We start from the raw sequence: 15,424 nt of genomic DNA on the forward strand, positions 1-15,424 counted from the left end.
ACGAAGTCGCCAGCGTTCAAGCTTTATCTCTCTCGCTAATCCTGGTCGCGGGCGCGCTCGACGTCGCTTTCCGGGAGATCGTCCTCGTCTTTCATCCGATCCAGTTCCTCGCCGCTGCCCGGCGTGCCGATCGCGGCTCCGTGCAGCGTCTGGTCCTCGCCGGTCTCTTCGAGGCCATCTTCCGGGGCGGCTTCCGTCTCTTGCCCATCGGCGTCCTTCGACGGCACTGCGCCTTTATCCGCGACTCCTCCGGTGCTTTCGGTCATGGCTCCGGGCTTCTTTTGTTTCGTCATGAATCATTGTCCTCCGGTTCACGCGCACGAACTCTGGCGAAACGATCCCTACTGGGCGTACTGGAAGGCCGGGGCGGATTCCACGGCTTTCTTGGTCACGCCGGGCAGGACGAACTTGCCGGCCACCGGCGCACTGAAGTCGTCGGCTCCGATCAGGATATACTTGCTGCCGATGCCGAGGAAGCCCCCCGCCTCGACGACGGCGTAAGCGATGCCGGCGTCCTTGGCGATGATGATGTCGGTCACCGTGCCGATGGTCTCCGGCGGCGACGCGTCGTTGATGACCTCCTTGCCGAGGATGTCGTTCTTGGCGCTCCATCCGCCGACGACGCTTTGCACCTTGTCCTGGCTGGTGACGATGTTGCCACTGGTCGGCGGCTGCTGGCTCTTGAGGATGGTGGTCTGCTGCGCGAGAGCAGCGCCGCTCAACAGCACGGCGACCCCGCTCACCAGCAGCAGCTTGTCAAGTCCGCGTAGGATCATGAGTTTCGCTCCGTTCGTCGTGACCCCCTCGAGGCCCCAATGGGTGAGTCGCCACTTAGCGACGGGATCCGCGGCACGGCAAGCCTTTTCGTGAAGCGGCGGATGGACGGCTTGACGTGGCGGGCTTCCGACTTACATTAGAGTTGTTCCAAATTAGTCGAGGCGCCGCGCCGGCGGTGCTGCAACCCACCCCCATCGCTTCGACATGCATGGTCGGCTGGCCGCCATGGTAGTGTCGAGCAGCTTCGCAACCAGAGGAAAGGATTGCCTCATGAGAAACACCGTGCCGAACGTGACATTCAAGACGCGGGTTCGCAACGACGCCCTCGGCGGGCCGAACCCCTTCGAGTGGAAGGATCTGACGACCGATGAGATCTTCAAGGGCAAGCGCGTGGTGCTGTTCGCCCTGCCGGGCGCCTTCACGCCGACGTGCTCTTCGAGCCACCTGCCCCGTTACGAGGAGCTCTACGAAGAGTTCAAGGGCCTGGGCGTCGACAAGGTCGTTTGCCTCTCCGTCAACGACGCGTTCGTGATGTATCAGTGGGGCAAGGCGCAGGGTGCGGAGAAGGTGTTTCTGCTGCCCGACGGCAACGCCGAGTTCACCCGCAAGATGGGCATGCTGGTCGACAAGTCGAACCTCGGTTTCGGCATGCGGAGCTGGCGTTATTCCATGTACGTCGTCGATGGCCGGATCGAGAAGATGTTCATCGAGCCGGAATTCGCCGATCTGTGCCCGATCGATCCGTTCGAATCCTCCGACGCCGACACCATGCTCGACTACCTCAAGAGCCAGGCTACGGCGAAAGACGCCGCCTGAGCCGTTTTCTGCGTCCCTCCAGTTCCTCCAGGTCCGTAGCTCCGGCGCGCCCAGCGTGCCGGAGCAGCGGTCGCTTAGCAGCGCGGCATTGACAAAAGTCCTGATCGCCGCGACTTTGTGACCGCTTCCGCCCCGGATCCCTCTCCACAATCCGAGCATCACGATGGCGTCCAAAAAGTTGCGGGTCTGGCCGGGCCGTCCGTACCCGCGCGGCGCCACGTGGGACGGCTCCGGCGTCAACTTTTCCTTGTTCTCGGAGCACGCAGAGAAGGTCGAGTTGTGCCTGTTCGACCGCAGCGGAGCTCGCGAGACGGCCCGGATCCCGCTGCCCGAGTACACCGACGAGGTCTGGCACGGCTATCTCCCGGACATCCGGCCGGGGCAGGCCTACGGCTATCGCGTGCACGGACCGTACAAGCCCGAGGCCGGGCTTCGCTTCAATCCCCTCAAGATCCTGCTCGATCCGTACGCCAAGGCTATCGTCGGCAACTTGAAGTGGACGGACGCCCACTTCGGGTATCGCATCGGCGGGCCGAAGGCGGACCTCGCCATGAGCAAGCGCACCAACGCTCGCTGGATGCCGAAGGGCCGCGTAGTGGAGAACCGGTTCGACTGGGGCGATGACCGCCACCCTGACCACGAATGGCACGACGCGATCATTTACGAAGCGCACGTGCGCGGCATGACCATGCGCCATCCGGACGTGCCGGACAAGCTGCGCGGCACCTTCGCCGGCCTCGCCACGCCCTCGATCATCCGCTATCTGCAGGAGCTCGGCATCACCGCCATCGAGTTGTTGCCGGTGCAAGCGTTTCTCCAGGACCGACACCTGGTCGAACACGGGCTTACCAACTACTGGGGCTACAATACCCTCAACTTCTTTGCGCCCGAGCCACGCTACCTCGCCAGCCGCAACATCGACGAATTCCGTCTCTTCGTGAGGGCCTACCATGCCGCCGACATCGAGGTGATCCTCGACGTCGTCTACAACCACACCGCCGAAGGCAACCAGATGGGCCCGACGCTGTCGTTCCGCGGCATCGACAACGCGTCCTATTATCGTCTCGTCCCCGGCAATCCCCGCTACTACACGGACTTCACCGGCTGCGGCAACGCCTTCAATCTGCATCACCCGCAGGTCCTGCAACTGGTCATGGATTCCTTGCGCTACTGGGTCGAGGAGATGCACGTCGACGGCTTTCGCTTCGACCTGGCGTCGACCCTCGCCCGCGAGGACCACGGCGGCTTCGACCACCACTGCGGCTTCCTCGACGCGATCCGCCAGGATCCGGTGCTGTCGCGGGTCAAGCTCATCGCCGAGCCGTGGGACGTGGGCGACGGCGGCTACCGCCTCGGCGGCTTTCCGCCCGGCTGGGCCGAATGGAACGACCGCTACCGCGACACCGTGCGCCGGTTCTGGAAGGGCGAGACCGGGATGGTCGCAGAACTTGCGACGCGTATCACAGGCTCCAGCGACATCTTCGATACCAACGGCCGCCGCCCTTGGGCATCCGTCAACTTCGTCACCGCCCATGACGGATTCACCCTCGCCGACCTCGTCTCCTACAACGGCAAGCACAACGACGCCAACCGGGAGAACAACCGCGACGGCACCGACAACAACAACTCCTGGAACTGCGGCGTCGAGGGACCGACCGGCGATCCTGCGGTGCTCCGGCTCCGCGAGAAGCAGCGGCGCAATCTGTTCGCGACCCTGATGCTGTCGCAGGGCTTGCCGATGTTCGTTGCCGGCGACGAGTTCGGCCGCTCCCAGCATGGCAACAACAACGCGTATTGCCAGGACAACGAGATCAGCTGGCTCGAATGGGAGAACCGCGGCGAGGCGGAACGGCGCTTTCTCGACTTCGCCCGGCGGATCATTTTTCTCCGCCGCGACCACATCGTGTTCAACCGGGCGCACTTCTTCCATGCGCGCACCATCCCGGGAACGACCGTCCAGGACATCGTCTGGTGCCGGTCGGATGGAGCGGAAATGCGAGACGCCGACTGGGCTGTGCATGGCCGCCAGTCCCTCGGCTTTCTGATCCGCGGCGAAGCGGGAGAATATCATCTGACGGCGACGGGCGAGCCGCAACCGGATGACGACTTCTTCGTTATCATGAATGCCGGCCACACCGCCATTGCGTGGACCCTGCCGGCGATGAAGTCCGGCGCCGGCTGGCAGCGCATTTTCGATACCGACGAGGACGACGACACCGACTTCGGTCCGGTGCTGAAGGATCGGAAGACGTACGAAGTCCAACCGCGGTCGATGGTGCTGTTGATCCGCGCCGCTGCCGATACCGAACCGGAATCATCAAGCCGAAAACCATGAGACGCAGGAGCAAGGTGTACACAGCATGACGACAACACCATCATCATCGGGTCGGCCCTCGCGGTTCGGCGCCGAAGTGACCGCCGACGGCGTCCGCTTCCGCCTGTGGGCGCCCGACTCCCGCTCCGTCTCGCTGCATCTGGAGGACGGCAACGGCGGCCGGGACATCGACCTGCGGCGCGACTCCGACGGCTGGTACGAGACGCTGGTCGAGGGCGCCGGCGCCGGGACCCGCTATCGCTACCGCATCGACGGCGACCTTCTGATCCCCGATCCCGCCTCCCGCTACCAGCCGGACGACGTGCATGGGGCCAGCGAGGTGGTCGATCCGGGCGCCTACGGGTGGCGGCACACGGCGTGGCGCGGCCGGCCGTGGGAGGAGACGGTGCTCTACGAACTGCACCTCGGCACGTTCACGCCGGGCGGCACCTTCCGCTCCGCCATCGAGCGTCTCCCGCATCTGGCGGAACTCGGAGTGACCGCCGTGGAACTGATGCCGGTCGCAGACTTCCCCGGCCGCTGGGACTGGGGCTACGACGGGTGCTACCTGTTCGCCCCGGATGCCGCGTACGGGCGCCCGGAGGACCTCAAGGCGCTGATCGACGCCGCTCACGGTCTCGGGCTGATGGTGTTCCTCGACGTGGTCTACAACCACTTCGGGCCGGAAGGGAACTACCTCTACGCCCACGCCCGGCGCTTCTTCAATCCGGAGCGGGAAACGCCGTGGGGTGCGGCCATCAACTTCGACGGCACCGACAGCCGCTTCGTCCGCCAGTTCTTCATTGAGAACGCGATCTACTGGCTTGAGGAATACCGGTTCGATGGACTCCGCTTCGATGCCGTGCACGCCATCAAGGACCGGTCCTCGCCCGATATCCTCGAAGAGATCGCCGACGCGGTCAGCGAGAGCATCGACGCCGACCGTCACGTTCACCTGGTGCTGGAAAACGACGACAACGAGGCGCGCTACCTCGCGCGCACGGACGGCGGTCGTCCCCGGCATTACGTCGCCCAGTGGAACGACGACAGCCACCATGCCTATCACGTCGTGATCAGCGGCGAGAGCGCCGGATATTACGCGGACTACGCCGACAAACCCGTCGCCCATCTCGGCCGCTGCCTGACCGAGGGCTTTGCCTACCAGGACGATCCGTCGCGATTTCGCAAAGGAGAGCGGCGAGGCGAAGCCAGCGCCCATCTGCCGCCCCTCGCCTTCGTCGATTTCCTGCAGAACCACGACCAGATCGGCAATCGCGCTTTCGGCGAGCGCATCTCGGTGCTGGCGGCGCCGGCGGCGGTGCAGGCCGCGACGGCGATCCTGTTGCTGGCGCCGTCGCCGCCGATGCTGTTCATGGGCGAGGAATGGGGGGCGAAGACGCCGTTCCTGTTTTTCTGCGACTTCGGGCCGGAGCTGACCGAGCCGGTGCGCGAGGGTCGGCGCCGGGAGTTCGCGTCGTTTCCGGAGTTCAGCGATCCGGCGGCGCGGGAGCGGATTCCCGACCCGACCGTGGAGGCGACGTTCCGCGCCAGCGCCCTTGACTGGAACGATCTGGACGAAGACGAGCACCGCGAATGGCTGGCGCTGCACCGCCGGTTGCTCGAAATCCGCCGCATGGAGATCGTGCCGCACCTGGCCGGAACGGGCGGACACAGCGGAACATGGACTGCCTGGGGCGACCGCGGCCTGACTTGTACGTGGCGGCTGGGAGACTCATCGACGTTGACCCTGATCGCCAATCTCTCGGCCGATCACGCCCCCCTGCCCCCCGAGCGTCCGGCCGGCCGCATGATCTACGCGTTCGAGGGATATGAAGGCAGCATGCCCAAGCAGGGGATGCCGCCGTGGGCCGTCGCCTGGTTCCTGGAGGTGTCATGACAGAGGCCGGAGCCGTGCGTCGCGGGCGGTACGCGCCGCTCGCGACTTATAGGCTGCAGTTCAACAACGCGTTCACCTTTGCGGATGCCGAGGCCATCATCCCCTACCTGGCGGAGCTCGGCATCAGCCACGTCTACGCCTCGCCCTATCTCAAGGCGCGCGCCGGCAGCACCCACGGCTATGACATCACCGATCACAACGCCCTCAACCCCGAAGTCGGCGACGAGGCGCAGTTCCTCGCCTTTTGCGACGCCATCGACCGCCATGGCATGGGCCAGATCCTCGATTTCGTGCCCAACCACATGGGCATCGGGCTGGCCGACAATGCCTGGTGGCTGGACGTGCTGGAGTGGGGCGAGGCGTCGCCTTATGCCGAGTACTTCGACATAGACTGGCAGGCGGCCAAGCCCGAGCTACGCCACAAAGTTCTGGTGCCCAGCCTCGGTGATCACTACGGGAAGATTCTCGAGGCCGGAGAGCTGAAGCTGGCGTTCGACGACGCCGAGGGTTCGTTCAGCGTCTGGTACTATCAGCACCGCTTTCCTGTCACCCCAGGGGAATACACGCCGATCCTGCAGGAGGCCGTCGCCGGGCTGCGGGCCGATGCGGAGGATGAGACCGGCCTGGTCGAGCTGGAGCTGCTGCTGGCGGGCTTCCGCGATCTGCGCCGGCAGTTGCGGTCAGGACGCCAGCGCTCGGTCCGCCGCGCCAAGGCGGACCGCCTCAAAGGCCAATTGGCCGAGCTCGCTCGTGATCGGGCTTCGGTGCGTGCCGCCATCGACCGGGCCATGGCGATGTTCAACGGCGCCGAAGGCAAGCCCGCCGGCTTCCAGAAGCTCCACCGCCTGCTGCAGGCGCAGCCGTATCGCCTCGCCTTCTGGCGGGTGGCGGCGGAGGAGATCAACTACCGACGCTTTTTCCAGATCAACGATCTGGCCGGCATCCGGGTCGAGGAACCGGAGGTGTTCGAGGACGTCCACCGCTTCGTGCTGGACCTGATCGCCGCGGGTCGCCTGCACGGGCTCCGCATCGACCACATCGACGGGCTGTTCGATCCCAAGAACTACCTCGTGCGCCTCCAGAACAAGGCCCGTGAGAAGCTGGCGGCATCGGGCGATGCCGACGCCGACGGCTCGGCGGAGCTCTACATCGTCGTCGAGAAAATTCTGGCCCCTCATGAGCGCCTTCGCGACGATTGGCCGATCGCCGGCACCACCGGCTACGAAGTCCTCAACCGCATCAACGGCCTGTTCGTCGATCCGGACGGCGAGCCGGCGCTGGACAGGCTGTATGCGGAGTTGGTCGGCGGCCATCCCGGCTTCGAGCGCATGGCCTACGACGCCAAGAAGCAGGCCATGGATCTGGAGCTGGCGAGCGAGCTCCGGGTTCTCGCCAACCAGCTCAACCGTTTGGCCGAAACGAGCTGGCTCACCCGTGACCACACCCTTGTCGGGCTGCGCCAGGCGCTCCGCGAGCTGGTCGCCAGCTTCCCCGTCTACCGCACCTACGTCGGCCGCTCCGGCGCGTCGACGGAGGACCGGCGCGACATCGACTGGGCGATCGCCCACGCCCGCCGCCGCAGCCAGCGCATCGACATGAGCGTGTTCGACTTTCTCTACGGCGTCGTCACCATGGATTACGCGCGCGGCCGGCGCGGCCCCTACAGCCGGCGCGAGGTGCAGCGCCTCGCCATGAAGGTGCAGCAGTACACCGGGCCGGTGATGGCAAAGGGCGTCGAGGACGCGGCATTCTATCGCTTCAACCGCTTGAGTTCACTTAACGAGGTCGGCGGCGAGCCCAACCACTTCGGGCTGTCGGTGGCCGCGTTTCACCGCCAGGCACAGGAACAGGCGCGGCGGTGGCCGCACACCATGGTGTGTACCGCCACCCATGACACCAAGCGCGGCGAGGACGTGCGGGCGCGCATCAACGTGTTGTCGGAGATCCCCGACGAATGGGCGGAGCGCGTGCAGCGCTGGATGACGCTCAACCAGCGCCGCAAGAGCGAGGTCAGCGGGGCCCCGGCGCCCACCGTCAACGACGAATACCTGTTCTATCAGACCATCATCGGCGCCTGGCCGCTGGCGTTCACGAGCGACGCGCCCATCGATCCGGGAGCCATGGACGGCTTCCGCGAGCGCCTCGTCGCCTACATGCTGAAGGCGGTGCGCGAAGCCAAGGTCCATTCCATGTGGATCCAGTTCAACGAGGAGTACGAGGGGGCGATCGAGACCTTCATCACCCGGGTGCTGGACGTCGCCAATCCCAACCCGTTCGTCGCCGACGTCCAGGCGTTCCACGACCGCATCGCGCCGATCGGGGTGCTCAACGGCCTCGCCCAGACGATCCTCAAGCTGACCATCCCCGGCGTCCCGGACATCTACCAGGGTTGCGAGCTGTGGGAACTGAGCCTGGTCGACCCCGACAACCGCCGCCCGGTCGATTTCACCGCCCGCGCCAAGCAGTTGCAGGAGATCAAGGGAATGCGCGGGAACGCCGCCCGCGACTTGCTGGACGTCTGGCGGGACGGCGGTATCAAGATGTACGTGATCTGGAAACTGTTGCAATTGCGGCAGAGCGAGTCGGACCTGTTCCGCGACGGCGCCTACGTGCCGGTCGACGCCCAAGGCGCGTCCGCTCCCCATCTCACGGCGTTCCTCCGCACCGGCGGCGAGCAGCCGCTGCTGGTGGCGGTGCCGAGGCTCGTCGCCGGGCTCATGGGCGAAGGCGGCGCGCTGCCGATCGGGGCGGAAGCGTGGGCGGATACGGCCGTCGCCCTGCCCGATGCGGGCGGCGGGCGTCGCTGGCGCAACATCTTCACCGACGAGGTGGTGGAGGCCGTAGCAGACACCGACGGAGCCTTGCGTTTGCCGCTCGCCGACGTGTTCGCTACGGTGCCCTTTGCGGTGTGCGTCCCCGCGCCCCCGGCGTCCCCCGCATAGCCCGGATCAGCGAAGCGTAACCGCCGAGGCGATGGCGCGATCTGCGGCGCCGGCCCGTCTCTATTCCCTTCCGTTGGCTTCGGATCTGTGCGAAAACGCGGCCCGCAAGACCGTCGGCGCAGAACGCCACGACGGCGCCACAGTGCGTGACGCAGCAGGGAGGGACTGAGATGCAGATTCAGAAGGTCGGCGTGGTCGGCGCGGGAACAATGGGCTCCGGCATCGCCCAGGCGTTCGCGGTCGCGGGGTTCGACGTGGTGATGCGCGACATCAACGAGCAGTTCGTGCAGCGCGGCCTCGGCACCATCAGGAAGAGCCTCGAGCGCCTCGCCTCTCGCGACAAGATCACCGCCGACGTCAAGGACGCCGCCCTCGCCCGCATCCAGACCGCGACGGCGTTGGAGCCATTCGCGGACTGCGATCTGATCGTCGAGGCCGCCCTGGAAGAAGTCGGCCTCAAGGTAGCCCTGTTCAAGGACCTGGACGCGATCTGCAAGCCGGAAGCCATCCTCACCTCCAACACCTCGTCGATCTCGCTCACCAAGATCGCCGCGGCTACCAAACGCCCGGGCCGGGTGATCGGCATGCACTTCTTCAATCCGGTGCCGATGATGAAGCTGGTCGAGGTGATCCGGGCATTGCAGACCGACGACGACGTCTGCGCCGCGGTGGAAGAGGTCAGTCGCAAGGTCGGCAAGGTGCCGCACGTGGTGAAGGATTCCTACGGCTTCGTGGTCAACCGGGTGCTGGTGCCGATGATCAACGAGGGCGTCAACTGCCTCTACGAGGGCCTCGCCCAGCCCGAGGACATCGACGAGGTGATGAAGCTCGGCGCCAACCACCCGATGGGGCCGCTGGCCCTCGCCGACCTCATCGGCCTCGACATCGTCCTCAACGTCATGGAGACCCTTTACCAGGGCTTCGAGGATCCCAAGTACCGGCCAAGCCCGCTCCTGAAGCAGATGGTCGACGCCGGCTACCTCGGCCGCAAGACCGGCCGCGGCTTCTACGACTATTCCAAGGCCTGACGCGCGCTCACGTATTTTTTGGGAGGGCCGCCATGTACATCAGCGTCCGCCGCTATCAGAACGTCAAGAACGTCCGCAAGGTGTGCGGGATGATCGCCGAGAGCTTCGTGCCGCTGCTCAAGCGCTCGCCCGGCTTCATCGCCTACTACGCCGTCGACGGCGGCAACGGCACCATGGCGACGGTCAGCATCTTCTCCACCGAGCGCATGGCGTTGGAGTCGAACGAAACCGCCGCCAAGTGGATGCAGGAGAACGTCGCCGACCTACAGCCCGACCCCCCCGAAATCATCGCCGGGAAGGCGGAGGTGGCGGTCAGGGCCTAGAGCGTCGGCAAGCGAGGCCGAGATGACGAAGACCGTACTGCTGCTGGTCGGCACCAGGAAGGGCGTCTTCCTGTTAGAAGGTGACGGAAGGCGCAACCAGTGGGGGCTGCGCGGCCCGTTCTGCGAGGCGTGGCCGATCAATCATGTCGTCGGCGATCCGGCGAGCGGCGCGATCTACGCCGCCGGCGGCAACGAGTGGTTCGGCCCGGCGGTTTGGAAATCAGAGGATCTCGGCGCGACCTGGACACACTCGAGCGAAGGCTTGGCCTTCCCACCGCAAGAAGACCCGGTCAAGGCCGTCTGGAGCTTGGCGCAAGCAGACGGACGCCTGTACGCGGGCGTCGAGCCGGCTGGCCTGTTCCGAAGCAACGATGGCGGGGCGACCTGGCAACACGTTGCAGGCCTGCGCGACCACCCCTCGCGTCCCGAGTGGCAACCCGGAGGCGGCGGACTGATTCTCCATGCAGTGCTGCCACACCCTGAGGACGGGGATCGGCTTTGGGTGGCGATCTCGACCGGCGGCGTGTTCAGCACCGCTGATGGCGGCAAGACCTGGGAGCCCCGCAACAAGGGAACTCGGAACGACTTTCTGCCGGAGGAGTATCGATACGCCGAGTACGGCCAGTGCGTACATTCGTTGGTGATGGCGCCGGGCTTGCCCGACCGCCTCTATCAGCAGAACCACTGCGGCATGTACCGCAGCGACGACGGCGGGCGCGGCTGGGACAGCATCGAGCCGGGCCTGCCGTCCACTTTCGGGTTCCCCGCCGCCGCCCATCCCCGGGACCCTGAAACGCTTTACCTGGTGCCGCTCAACGGTGACAGTGTTGGGCGCTACATGCCGGAAGCCAAGGCCGCCGTCTGGCGCACCCGCGACGGCGGCGCGACCTGGCAGGATCTGCGCGCCGGCCTACCGCAGGAGAACGCCTTCTTAAGCGTCTACCGGCAGGCACTGGCCACGGACCCCCTGGAACCGGCCGGCGTCTACTTCGGCACCACCTCCGGCGCGCTTTTCGCCAGCACCGACGAGGGCGACACCTGGACAAGCATCGCACAGCACCTGCCGGCGATCACCTCCGTCGAGACGCTCGTTGTCGGAGGTTAGTCCACGTCACGGGGATGCCCGATGCCTCACGATCATCCCGCTTCCGCGCTGCCGACCGTAACGGTGGTGTTGCCGGCCCCACTCGTCTCGCTGTTTCCAGGCGCGCCGCCGCGCGTGGAGGTGAGCGCGGCGACCGTTGACGCCTTGCTCGACGCTCTCGATGCGCGGTGGCCTGGTATGCGAGACCGCCTCTGCGATTCGCGGCCCGCGATCCGGCGACACATCAACGTCTTCGTCAACGGCGAGCAATCCACGCTTGAAACTGAACTCACGCCCGGCGCAGACGTCTACATCCTGACAGCCATGAGCGGCGGCTGACGTCATGCTGAAGGCGACCGAGTTTTCAGACCCGAAGCCTTCGCCATCTACAGGGTTCCTGCTACTTGCGCTCGGTCCGGGCCTCAAGAGGCATGGGTGTCCGTGCCGCAATGCATACGGAGTTGATCAAGACGGGCGAGGTCTCCCGCGACCTCGGCAAGGCATACGATGTATCTTTCAAGAATCGCCTCTCGGCTGAATACGGCGCGCTGGTAGAGGTGGGCCGCGAGCAATGGCTTCTTCGAACTCGGCGCGGGCGACTTCGAGGATAGAAAGTTTCAAGGCGTGCGGTGCTTGGCGAGAATGTCGCCGATCGGCATCGCGTTGAGTTCGCCGCGTCGATAGGCCTCCAGACGCGACTCCGCTTCGGCGGCCCATGCTGCATCCAATCGCTCGTCCGGTGCGTCCAGGCTCGCCAGAATGTCATCAAGCAACTCGACCCGGTCCTTCGGCGGCAGGTCTCTCGCGCGCCGGCTCAGTTCCTCCACCAGTTCGTTCATCGTGTCGCTCTCCCAAACAAATGAAGGCATCGATGCGATCTTAAACGATCGCGCCTGATGATGTGACCTGTTCCTAAAGGGCACAGCGAATACCGATCGGCGCCGCCGCCGCTAGCGCACAACCCACACGCCGTGGTCCCGGACTTCCCGGTGCATGGCGTCGGGCGCCAGGTCGAGTCCCCCGGGCCGGGTAACGGCGCCAAGGACGATGTGCGCTTTGCCAAAGATCCCTTTACCCGGCTTCTCTCGGTCCTCCTGTGCAGATACGGCGCGGAGGACGGCCATCCCGCCCTCGCGGACGCATACCGCGCCGGCATCCGCTCCTTCGCGGTCGTGCTGATGCACGGCTATAGCTATCCGAGCACGCACGGCGGATTGCCGCGCGAGAAGGTCCCCAGCTTCGTTGCAAAAAAATCACGGCCGGTCGGATTCTCATGACTGCCATTCGTCTCGGCTGCTGCGGAGCGTTGGCGGGGGATGCCTCGTTTGGGGGAAACTGCGTGCATTTTGAACATGTTGCGCCCTGGCGTCTGCATCTCCGGCGGCAGGTGCGGCTGCTTGCCCCCACGGTGTCTTCGGGAAGCTCCGTAAGCCATTAATTTGACCCGGAATCATCTTCAAGTACACTTTGCTTCGCGTCGATTGCAGGTCCGTATCCGGACGGTTCGGAGGTGAGGCAGAGCAAGTGCCGCGATTGATGGAAGCTGTCAGCGTTTGCATCATGGGCGGTGCGTTCGCCGTTTTCTGCTCCGGCGCGTCCCTGGCGGCGTCGCCCTCGTTCAAGTCGGAGCTCGCCGGCCTCATCGCCGACCATCCGCGCATCCGCGCCGAGCGCGCCAGTCTGGAAGCGACCCGTCAACAGGTCGACCAGGCCTTTGCAGGCTACGCGCCGCAACTCGATGTCACCGGCAATATCGGGCCGACCAACATCCAGACGGAAACACGGGAGGAACTCGGTCTGGAACCGTTCACTGAAGTGCAGAAGGTAGTGCGGATGACGCTGGCGCAGAACGTGTTCGACGGCTTCGAGACGCCGGCGCGGGTCCGCATGGCGCGCCTCAACACGGAGGTGGCGGAACAAACGCTGGAAGGCCGGATTCAGGAGGTGTTGATCGCCGGCATCGGCGCCTATCTCGACATCCTGCGCCAGCGCCGGCTGGTCGAGCTGGCGCGCATCAGCGAGGATTCCATCAGGACGCAGGCGCGTCTGGAGGACGAGAGGGTGGAGCGCGGCGCCGGCATCACCGTTGACGTGCTTCAGGCTAGGGCGCGGATGCAGATCGCCGAAGAGCGGCGGGTGGCGTTCGAAGGCGCGTTGCAGGATGCGATCAGCCGCTACATCCAGGTGTTCAATCATGCGCCCCACCTGGAGGGTCTGTCGAATCCGACCCCGCCCGAACATCTCTTGCCGCCGAACATCGAGGCCGCCGTGGATGCGGCGCGCCACGACAACCCGGCCGTCACCTCGAGCCTGGCGACGGTCGAAGTTGCGGCCGAGCGTCGACGTCTGGCCAAGGCCGATTTCTACCCGAAACTGGATGTCGTGACGGCTGCCGACTACGAAAGCAACTACGACTTGCAGCCTGGTAACCGCCGCGACTTCTCGGTCCTGCTGCAGGCGACCTGGAACATATTTAACGGCTTCGCGACGACTGCGGGCGTCAAGCAGGCGGCCTACGACTACCGCGCCAGCCAGGACAACCACGAATGGGTGACTAGAAGCGTCGTCGAAGCGACCCGCCTCGCCTGGCAGCAATTGCGCACGGCCCGCGAACGTCAGGCGTTGCTGGTCAAAGCCGTCGCGATTGCGGAAGACGTATTCGAGGCGCGCCGCGACCTTCGCGAATCCGGCAAGGAGACGGTGATCAACGTGTTGATCGCCGAGGACGAGGTCAACAACGCCCGCATCAACCTGACCGTCGCACAATACGATGCCATGACGGCGGTCTATCAGGTCTTGCAGGCTATGGGCCGCCTAACCCCAAGCGCCCTCGACCTCCGCAATTGAAGCAAACCTCGACTGGAGGTCGGGGTAAACGCGACCTCCGCCGACCTCGCGCGCGGGTTCAGGTGGAGGTGAAGGCGCGGCGGACGCTCTGCACGAACGGGTCGAGGAAGAACTTGAGAACGGTCCGTTCCCCGGTGGTGATGAAGACCTCTGCCGGCAGGCCGGCCTGCAACTGGATCTCCGGCGCCACTTCCTTCAGGTGATCCCGGTCAACCTCGATCTTGGTTTGGAAGTAGTGATGGCCAGTGAGCTTGTCCTGGAGCACATCGGCCGACACCGACAGCACCTTGCCCCTGATCTGCTCGGCGTTGCGCACCGAGAAGGACGGGAACATCACCCGCGCCGGCAGGCCGGGGTGCACGTCATCCGCGTCCGTCAGGCTCACCTTGGCGTCGATGATCAGAACATCCTCCGACGGCACGATATCGAGGATGGGTTCACCCGGCTGGATGACGCCTCCCGGGGTCTTGAAGCTGCTGTCGATGACGATGCCGCTGACCGGAGCGCGGACTTCGGTGCGGGTCAGAATGTCCTCGCTCTGCGCCAGTAGCTGCTCCAGCTCGGAAATCTGCTCCTGCGTCTCGGCGAGATCCGTGTCGATCTGCTCCAGCCGCTGCACTTCGAGGGTCTTCATGCGCATCTTAGTTTCCGAAATGGCTTCCTCGGTCTGCGCGACATTCGCCTCGAGACTGCCCTGATCGCCGAGAAGTTCCGCCTGGGTGCGCTGCAGCGCCAGAAGACGCGGCCGCGGCGCCAGCTGTTTTTCGACCAACGTGCGCACGTCGGCCAACTCGAGCTCGATCAGCCGGCGCTGCTCTTTCACCGACTCGAGCTGACGCTCATAGCCGCCGATCTGCTTCGCGTGCTGCTCGATGCGCTGGGCGAGGATGGCGAGCGTGCTGAGATGGTTGGCGCGGCGGCTCTTGAACTGCTGCGCCTGAGCCTCGATGATTTTCTTGATCTCGGGATCTTCGACATCGATGACCAGCGGATTGGTCAGGTGAATGCGGTCCGCATTCGCCCGCTCCGCAACCAGGCGCGCATGCTTGACCAACTGCGTCCGCAAACGGGTCAAGACGATGCCGTGATCCCCGGACGCCTTGATGCTCTGCAGAACGAGAAGGACATCGCCCGCTGTGACCATATCGCCGTCGCGGACGCGGATCTCATGGATGATGCCGCCTTCAAGATGCTGGACGGTCTGCCGGCTGATGTCGGGGGCAACCAAGCCCGAGGCAATCACCGCCTTGGCAAGCGGCGCGACGGCGGCCCAGCCGCCGATGCCGAAGAAGAACACGACGATGACCACCGCGCCGGTGACCATCGTGCTGCGCAGCGTTTTCATCAGCGGGCGCTGCTTCGGAGCGTCGGGACTCGGAAGAAGTAACGTCTCCAT

At 65.3% G+C, this 15,424-nt stretch carries 14 protein-coding genes; 10 read left to right on the forward strand and 4 right to left on the reverse strand.

Going from position 1 to position 15,424, the window contains the following annotated elements; translation table 11 throughout:
- Nucleotides 1-35: 35 nt before the first annotated feature.
- Complete coding sequence (locus tag IPM60_12810; protein ID MBK8908742.1) at nt 36-293, reverse strand: hypothetical protein; 258 nt, start codon at nt 291-293, stop codon at nt 36-38.
- Between the two features lie 48 nt (nt 294-341).
- A complete protein-coding gene (locus tag IPM60_12815; protein MBK8908743.1) occupies nt 342-776 on the reverse strand; it encodes a PRC-barrel domain-containing protein in 435 nt (144 codons plus the stop codon).
- 271 nt (nt 777-1,047) lie between these two features.
- Here IPM60_12815 and IPM60_12820 point away from each other — a divergent pair, with 271 nt between their 5' ends.
- The 8 genes from IPM60_12820 to IPM60_12855 all read left to right on the forward strand — a co-directional run bounded on the left by IPM60_12820 (nt 1,048) and on the right by IPM60_12855 (nt 11,520).
- Nucleotides 1,048-1,593 (forward strand): peroxiredoxin, encoded by a 546-nt coding sequence (locus IPM60_12820; protein MBK8908744.1) that lies wholly within the window; start codon nt 1,048-1,050, stop codon nt 1,591-1,593.
- A gap of 163 nt (nt 1,594-1,756) precedes the next feature.
- The gene (gene glgX / locus IPM60_12825) at nt 1,757-3,928 is read left to right on the forward strand and encodes a glycogen debranching protein GlgX (protein MBK8908745.1); all 2,172 of its coding nucleotides are present in this window, start codon (nt 1,757-1,759) and stop codon (nt 3,926-3,928) included.
- A gap of 25 nt (nt 3,929-3,953) precedes the next feature.
- On the forward strand, nt 3,954-5,804 hold the full coding sequence (gene treZ / locus IPM60_12830) for a malto-oligosyltrehalose trehalohydrolase (protein ID MBK8908746.1): 1,851 nt from the start codon (nt 3,954-3,956) through the stop codon (nt 5,802-5,804).
- Nucleotides 5,801-8,746, forward strand: a complete 2,946-nt coding sequence (gene treY, locus IPM60_12835) for a malto-oligosyltrehalose synthase (protein ID MBK8908747.1) — start codon at nt 5,801-5,803, stop codon at nt 8,744-8,746. Before treZ ends, treY begins: the two co-directional genes overlap by 4 nt.
- Nucleotides 8,747-8,916: 170 nt before the next feature.
- Entirely contained in the window at nt 8,917-9,774 is an 858-nt protein-coding gene (locus IPM60_12840; protein MBK8908748.1) for a 3-hydroxybutyryl-CoA dehydrogenase, read from the forward strand.
- 32 nt (nt 9,775-9,806) lie between these two features.
- Complete coding sequence (locus IPM60_12845) at nt 9,807-10,097, forward strand: hypothetical protein (GenBank protein MBK8908749.1); 291 nt, start codon at nt 9,807-9,809, stop codon at nt 10,095-10,097.
- A gap of 22 nt (nt 10,098-10,119) precedes the next feature.
- On the forward strand, nt 10,120-11,202 hold the full coding sequence (locus IPM60_12850) for an exo-alpha-sialidase (GenBank protein ID MBK8908750.1): 1,083 nt from the start codon (nt 10,120-10,122) through the stop codon (nt 11,200-11,202).
- Nucleotides 11,203-11,223: 21 nt separating this feature from the next.
- Complete coding sequence (locus tag IPM60_12855) at nt 11,224-11,520, forward strand: MoaD/ThiS family protein (protein ID MBK8908751.1); 297 nt, start codon at nt 11,224-11,226, stop codon at nt 11,518-11,520.
- 278 nt (nt 11,521-11,798) lie between these two features.
- Here IPM60_12855 and IPM60_12860 read toward each other — a convergent pair whose 3' ends face one another.
- Complete coding sequence (locus IPM60_12860) at nt 11,799-12,020, reverse strand: addiction module protein (GenBank protein ID MBK8908752.1); 222 nt, start codon at nt 12,018-12,020, stop codon at nt 11,799-11,801.
- 132 nt (nt 12,021-12,152) lie between these two features.
- Here IPM60_12860 and IPM60_12865 point away from each other — a divergent pair, with 132 nt between their 5' ends.
- Both IPM60_12865 and IPM60_12870 read left to right on the forward strand, forming a co-directional pair.
- A complete protein-coding gene (locus IPM60_12865; GenBank protein MBK8908753.1) occupies nt 12,153-12,458 on the forward strand; it encodes a hypothetical protein in 306 nt (101 codons plus the stop codon).
- A 259-nt stretch (nt 12,459-12,717) separates the two neighbouring features.
- Nucleotides 12,718-14,028 carry a TolC family outer membrane protein gene (locus tag IPM60_12870; protein MBK8908754.1) on the forward strand — a complete coding sequence of 437 codons (1,311 nt, stop codon included), beginning with the start codon at nt 12,718-12,720 and terminating at the stop codon, nt 14,026-14,028.
- A gap of 58 nt (nt 14,029-14,086) precedes the next feature.
- On the opposite strand, the gene IPM60_12875 is transcribed toward IPM60_12870, so the two are convergent.
- Nucleotides 14,087-15,424, reverse strand: coding sequence for an HlyD family type I secretion periplasmic adaptor subunit (locus IPM60_12875; protein ID MBK8908755.1), 1,338 nt, complete (start codon nt 15,422-15,424; stop codon nt 14,087-14,089).

The sequence above is a fragment of the Rhodospirillales bacterium genome (genome assembly GCA_016710335.1).
Lineage (GTDB): Bacteria > Pseudomonadota > Alphaproteobacteria > Rhodospirillales > Defluviicoccaceae > JADJXQ01.

Excerpts from the sequence above, each read along its gene's own strand:
- IPM60_12810 (MBK8908742.1), bottom strand. The coding sequence starts at position 293 with ATGACGAAACAAAAGAAGCCCGGAGCCATGACCGAAAGCACCGGAGGA.
- IPM60_12815 (MBK8908743.1), bottom strand. The coding sequence starts at position 776 with ATGATCCTACGCGGACTTGACAAGCTGCTGCTGGTGAGCGGGGTCGCC.
- IPM60_12820 (MBK8908744.1), top strand. The coding sequence starts at position 1,048 with ATGAGAAACACCGTGCCGAACGTGACATTCAAGACGCGGGTTCGCAAC.
- glgX (MBK8908745.1), top strand. The coding sequence starts at position 1,757 with ATGGCGTCCAAAAAGTTGCGGGTCTGGCCGGGCCGTCCGTACCCGCGC.
- treZ (MBK8908746.1), top strand. The coding sequence starts at position 3,954 with ATGACGACAACACCATCATCATCGGGTCGGCCCTCGCGGTTCGGCGCC.
- treY (MBK8908747.1), top strand. The coding sequence starts at position 5,801 with ATGACAGAGGCCGGAGCCGTGCGTCGCGGGCGGTACGCGCCGCTCGCG.
- IPM60_12840 (MBK8908748.1), top strand. The coding sequence starts at position 8,917 with ATGCAGATTCAGAAGGTCGGCGTGGTCGGCGCGGGAACAATGGGCTCC.
- IPM60_12845 (MBK8908749.1), top strand. The coding sequence starts at position 9,807 with ATGTACATCAGCGTCCGCCGCTATCAGAACGTCAAGAACGTCCGCAAG.
- IPM60_12850 (MBK8908750.1), top strand. The coding sequence starts at position 10,120 with ATGACGAAGACCGTACTGCTGCTGGTCGGCACCAGGAAGGGCGTCTTC.
- IPM60_12855 (MBK8908751.1), top strand. The coding sequence starts at position 11,224 with ATGCCTCACGATCATCCCGCTTCCGCGCTGCCGACCGTAACGGTGGTG.
- IPM60_12860 (MBK8908752.1), bottom strand. The coding sequence starts at position 12,020 with ATGAACGAACTGGTGGAGGAACTGAGCCGGCGCGCGAGAGACCTGCCG.
- IPM60_12870 (MBK8908754.1), top strand. The coding sequence starts at position 12,718 with ATGGAAGCTGTCAGCGTTTGCATCATGGGCGGTGCGTTCGCCGTTTTC.
- IPM60_12875 (MBK8908755.1), bottom strand. The coding sequence starts at position 15,424 with ATGGAGACGTTACTTCTTCCGAGTCCCGACGCTCCGAAGCAGCGCCCG.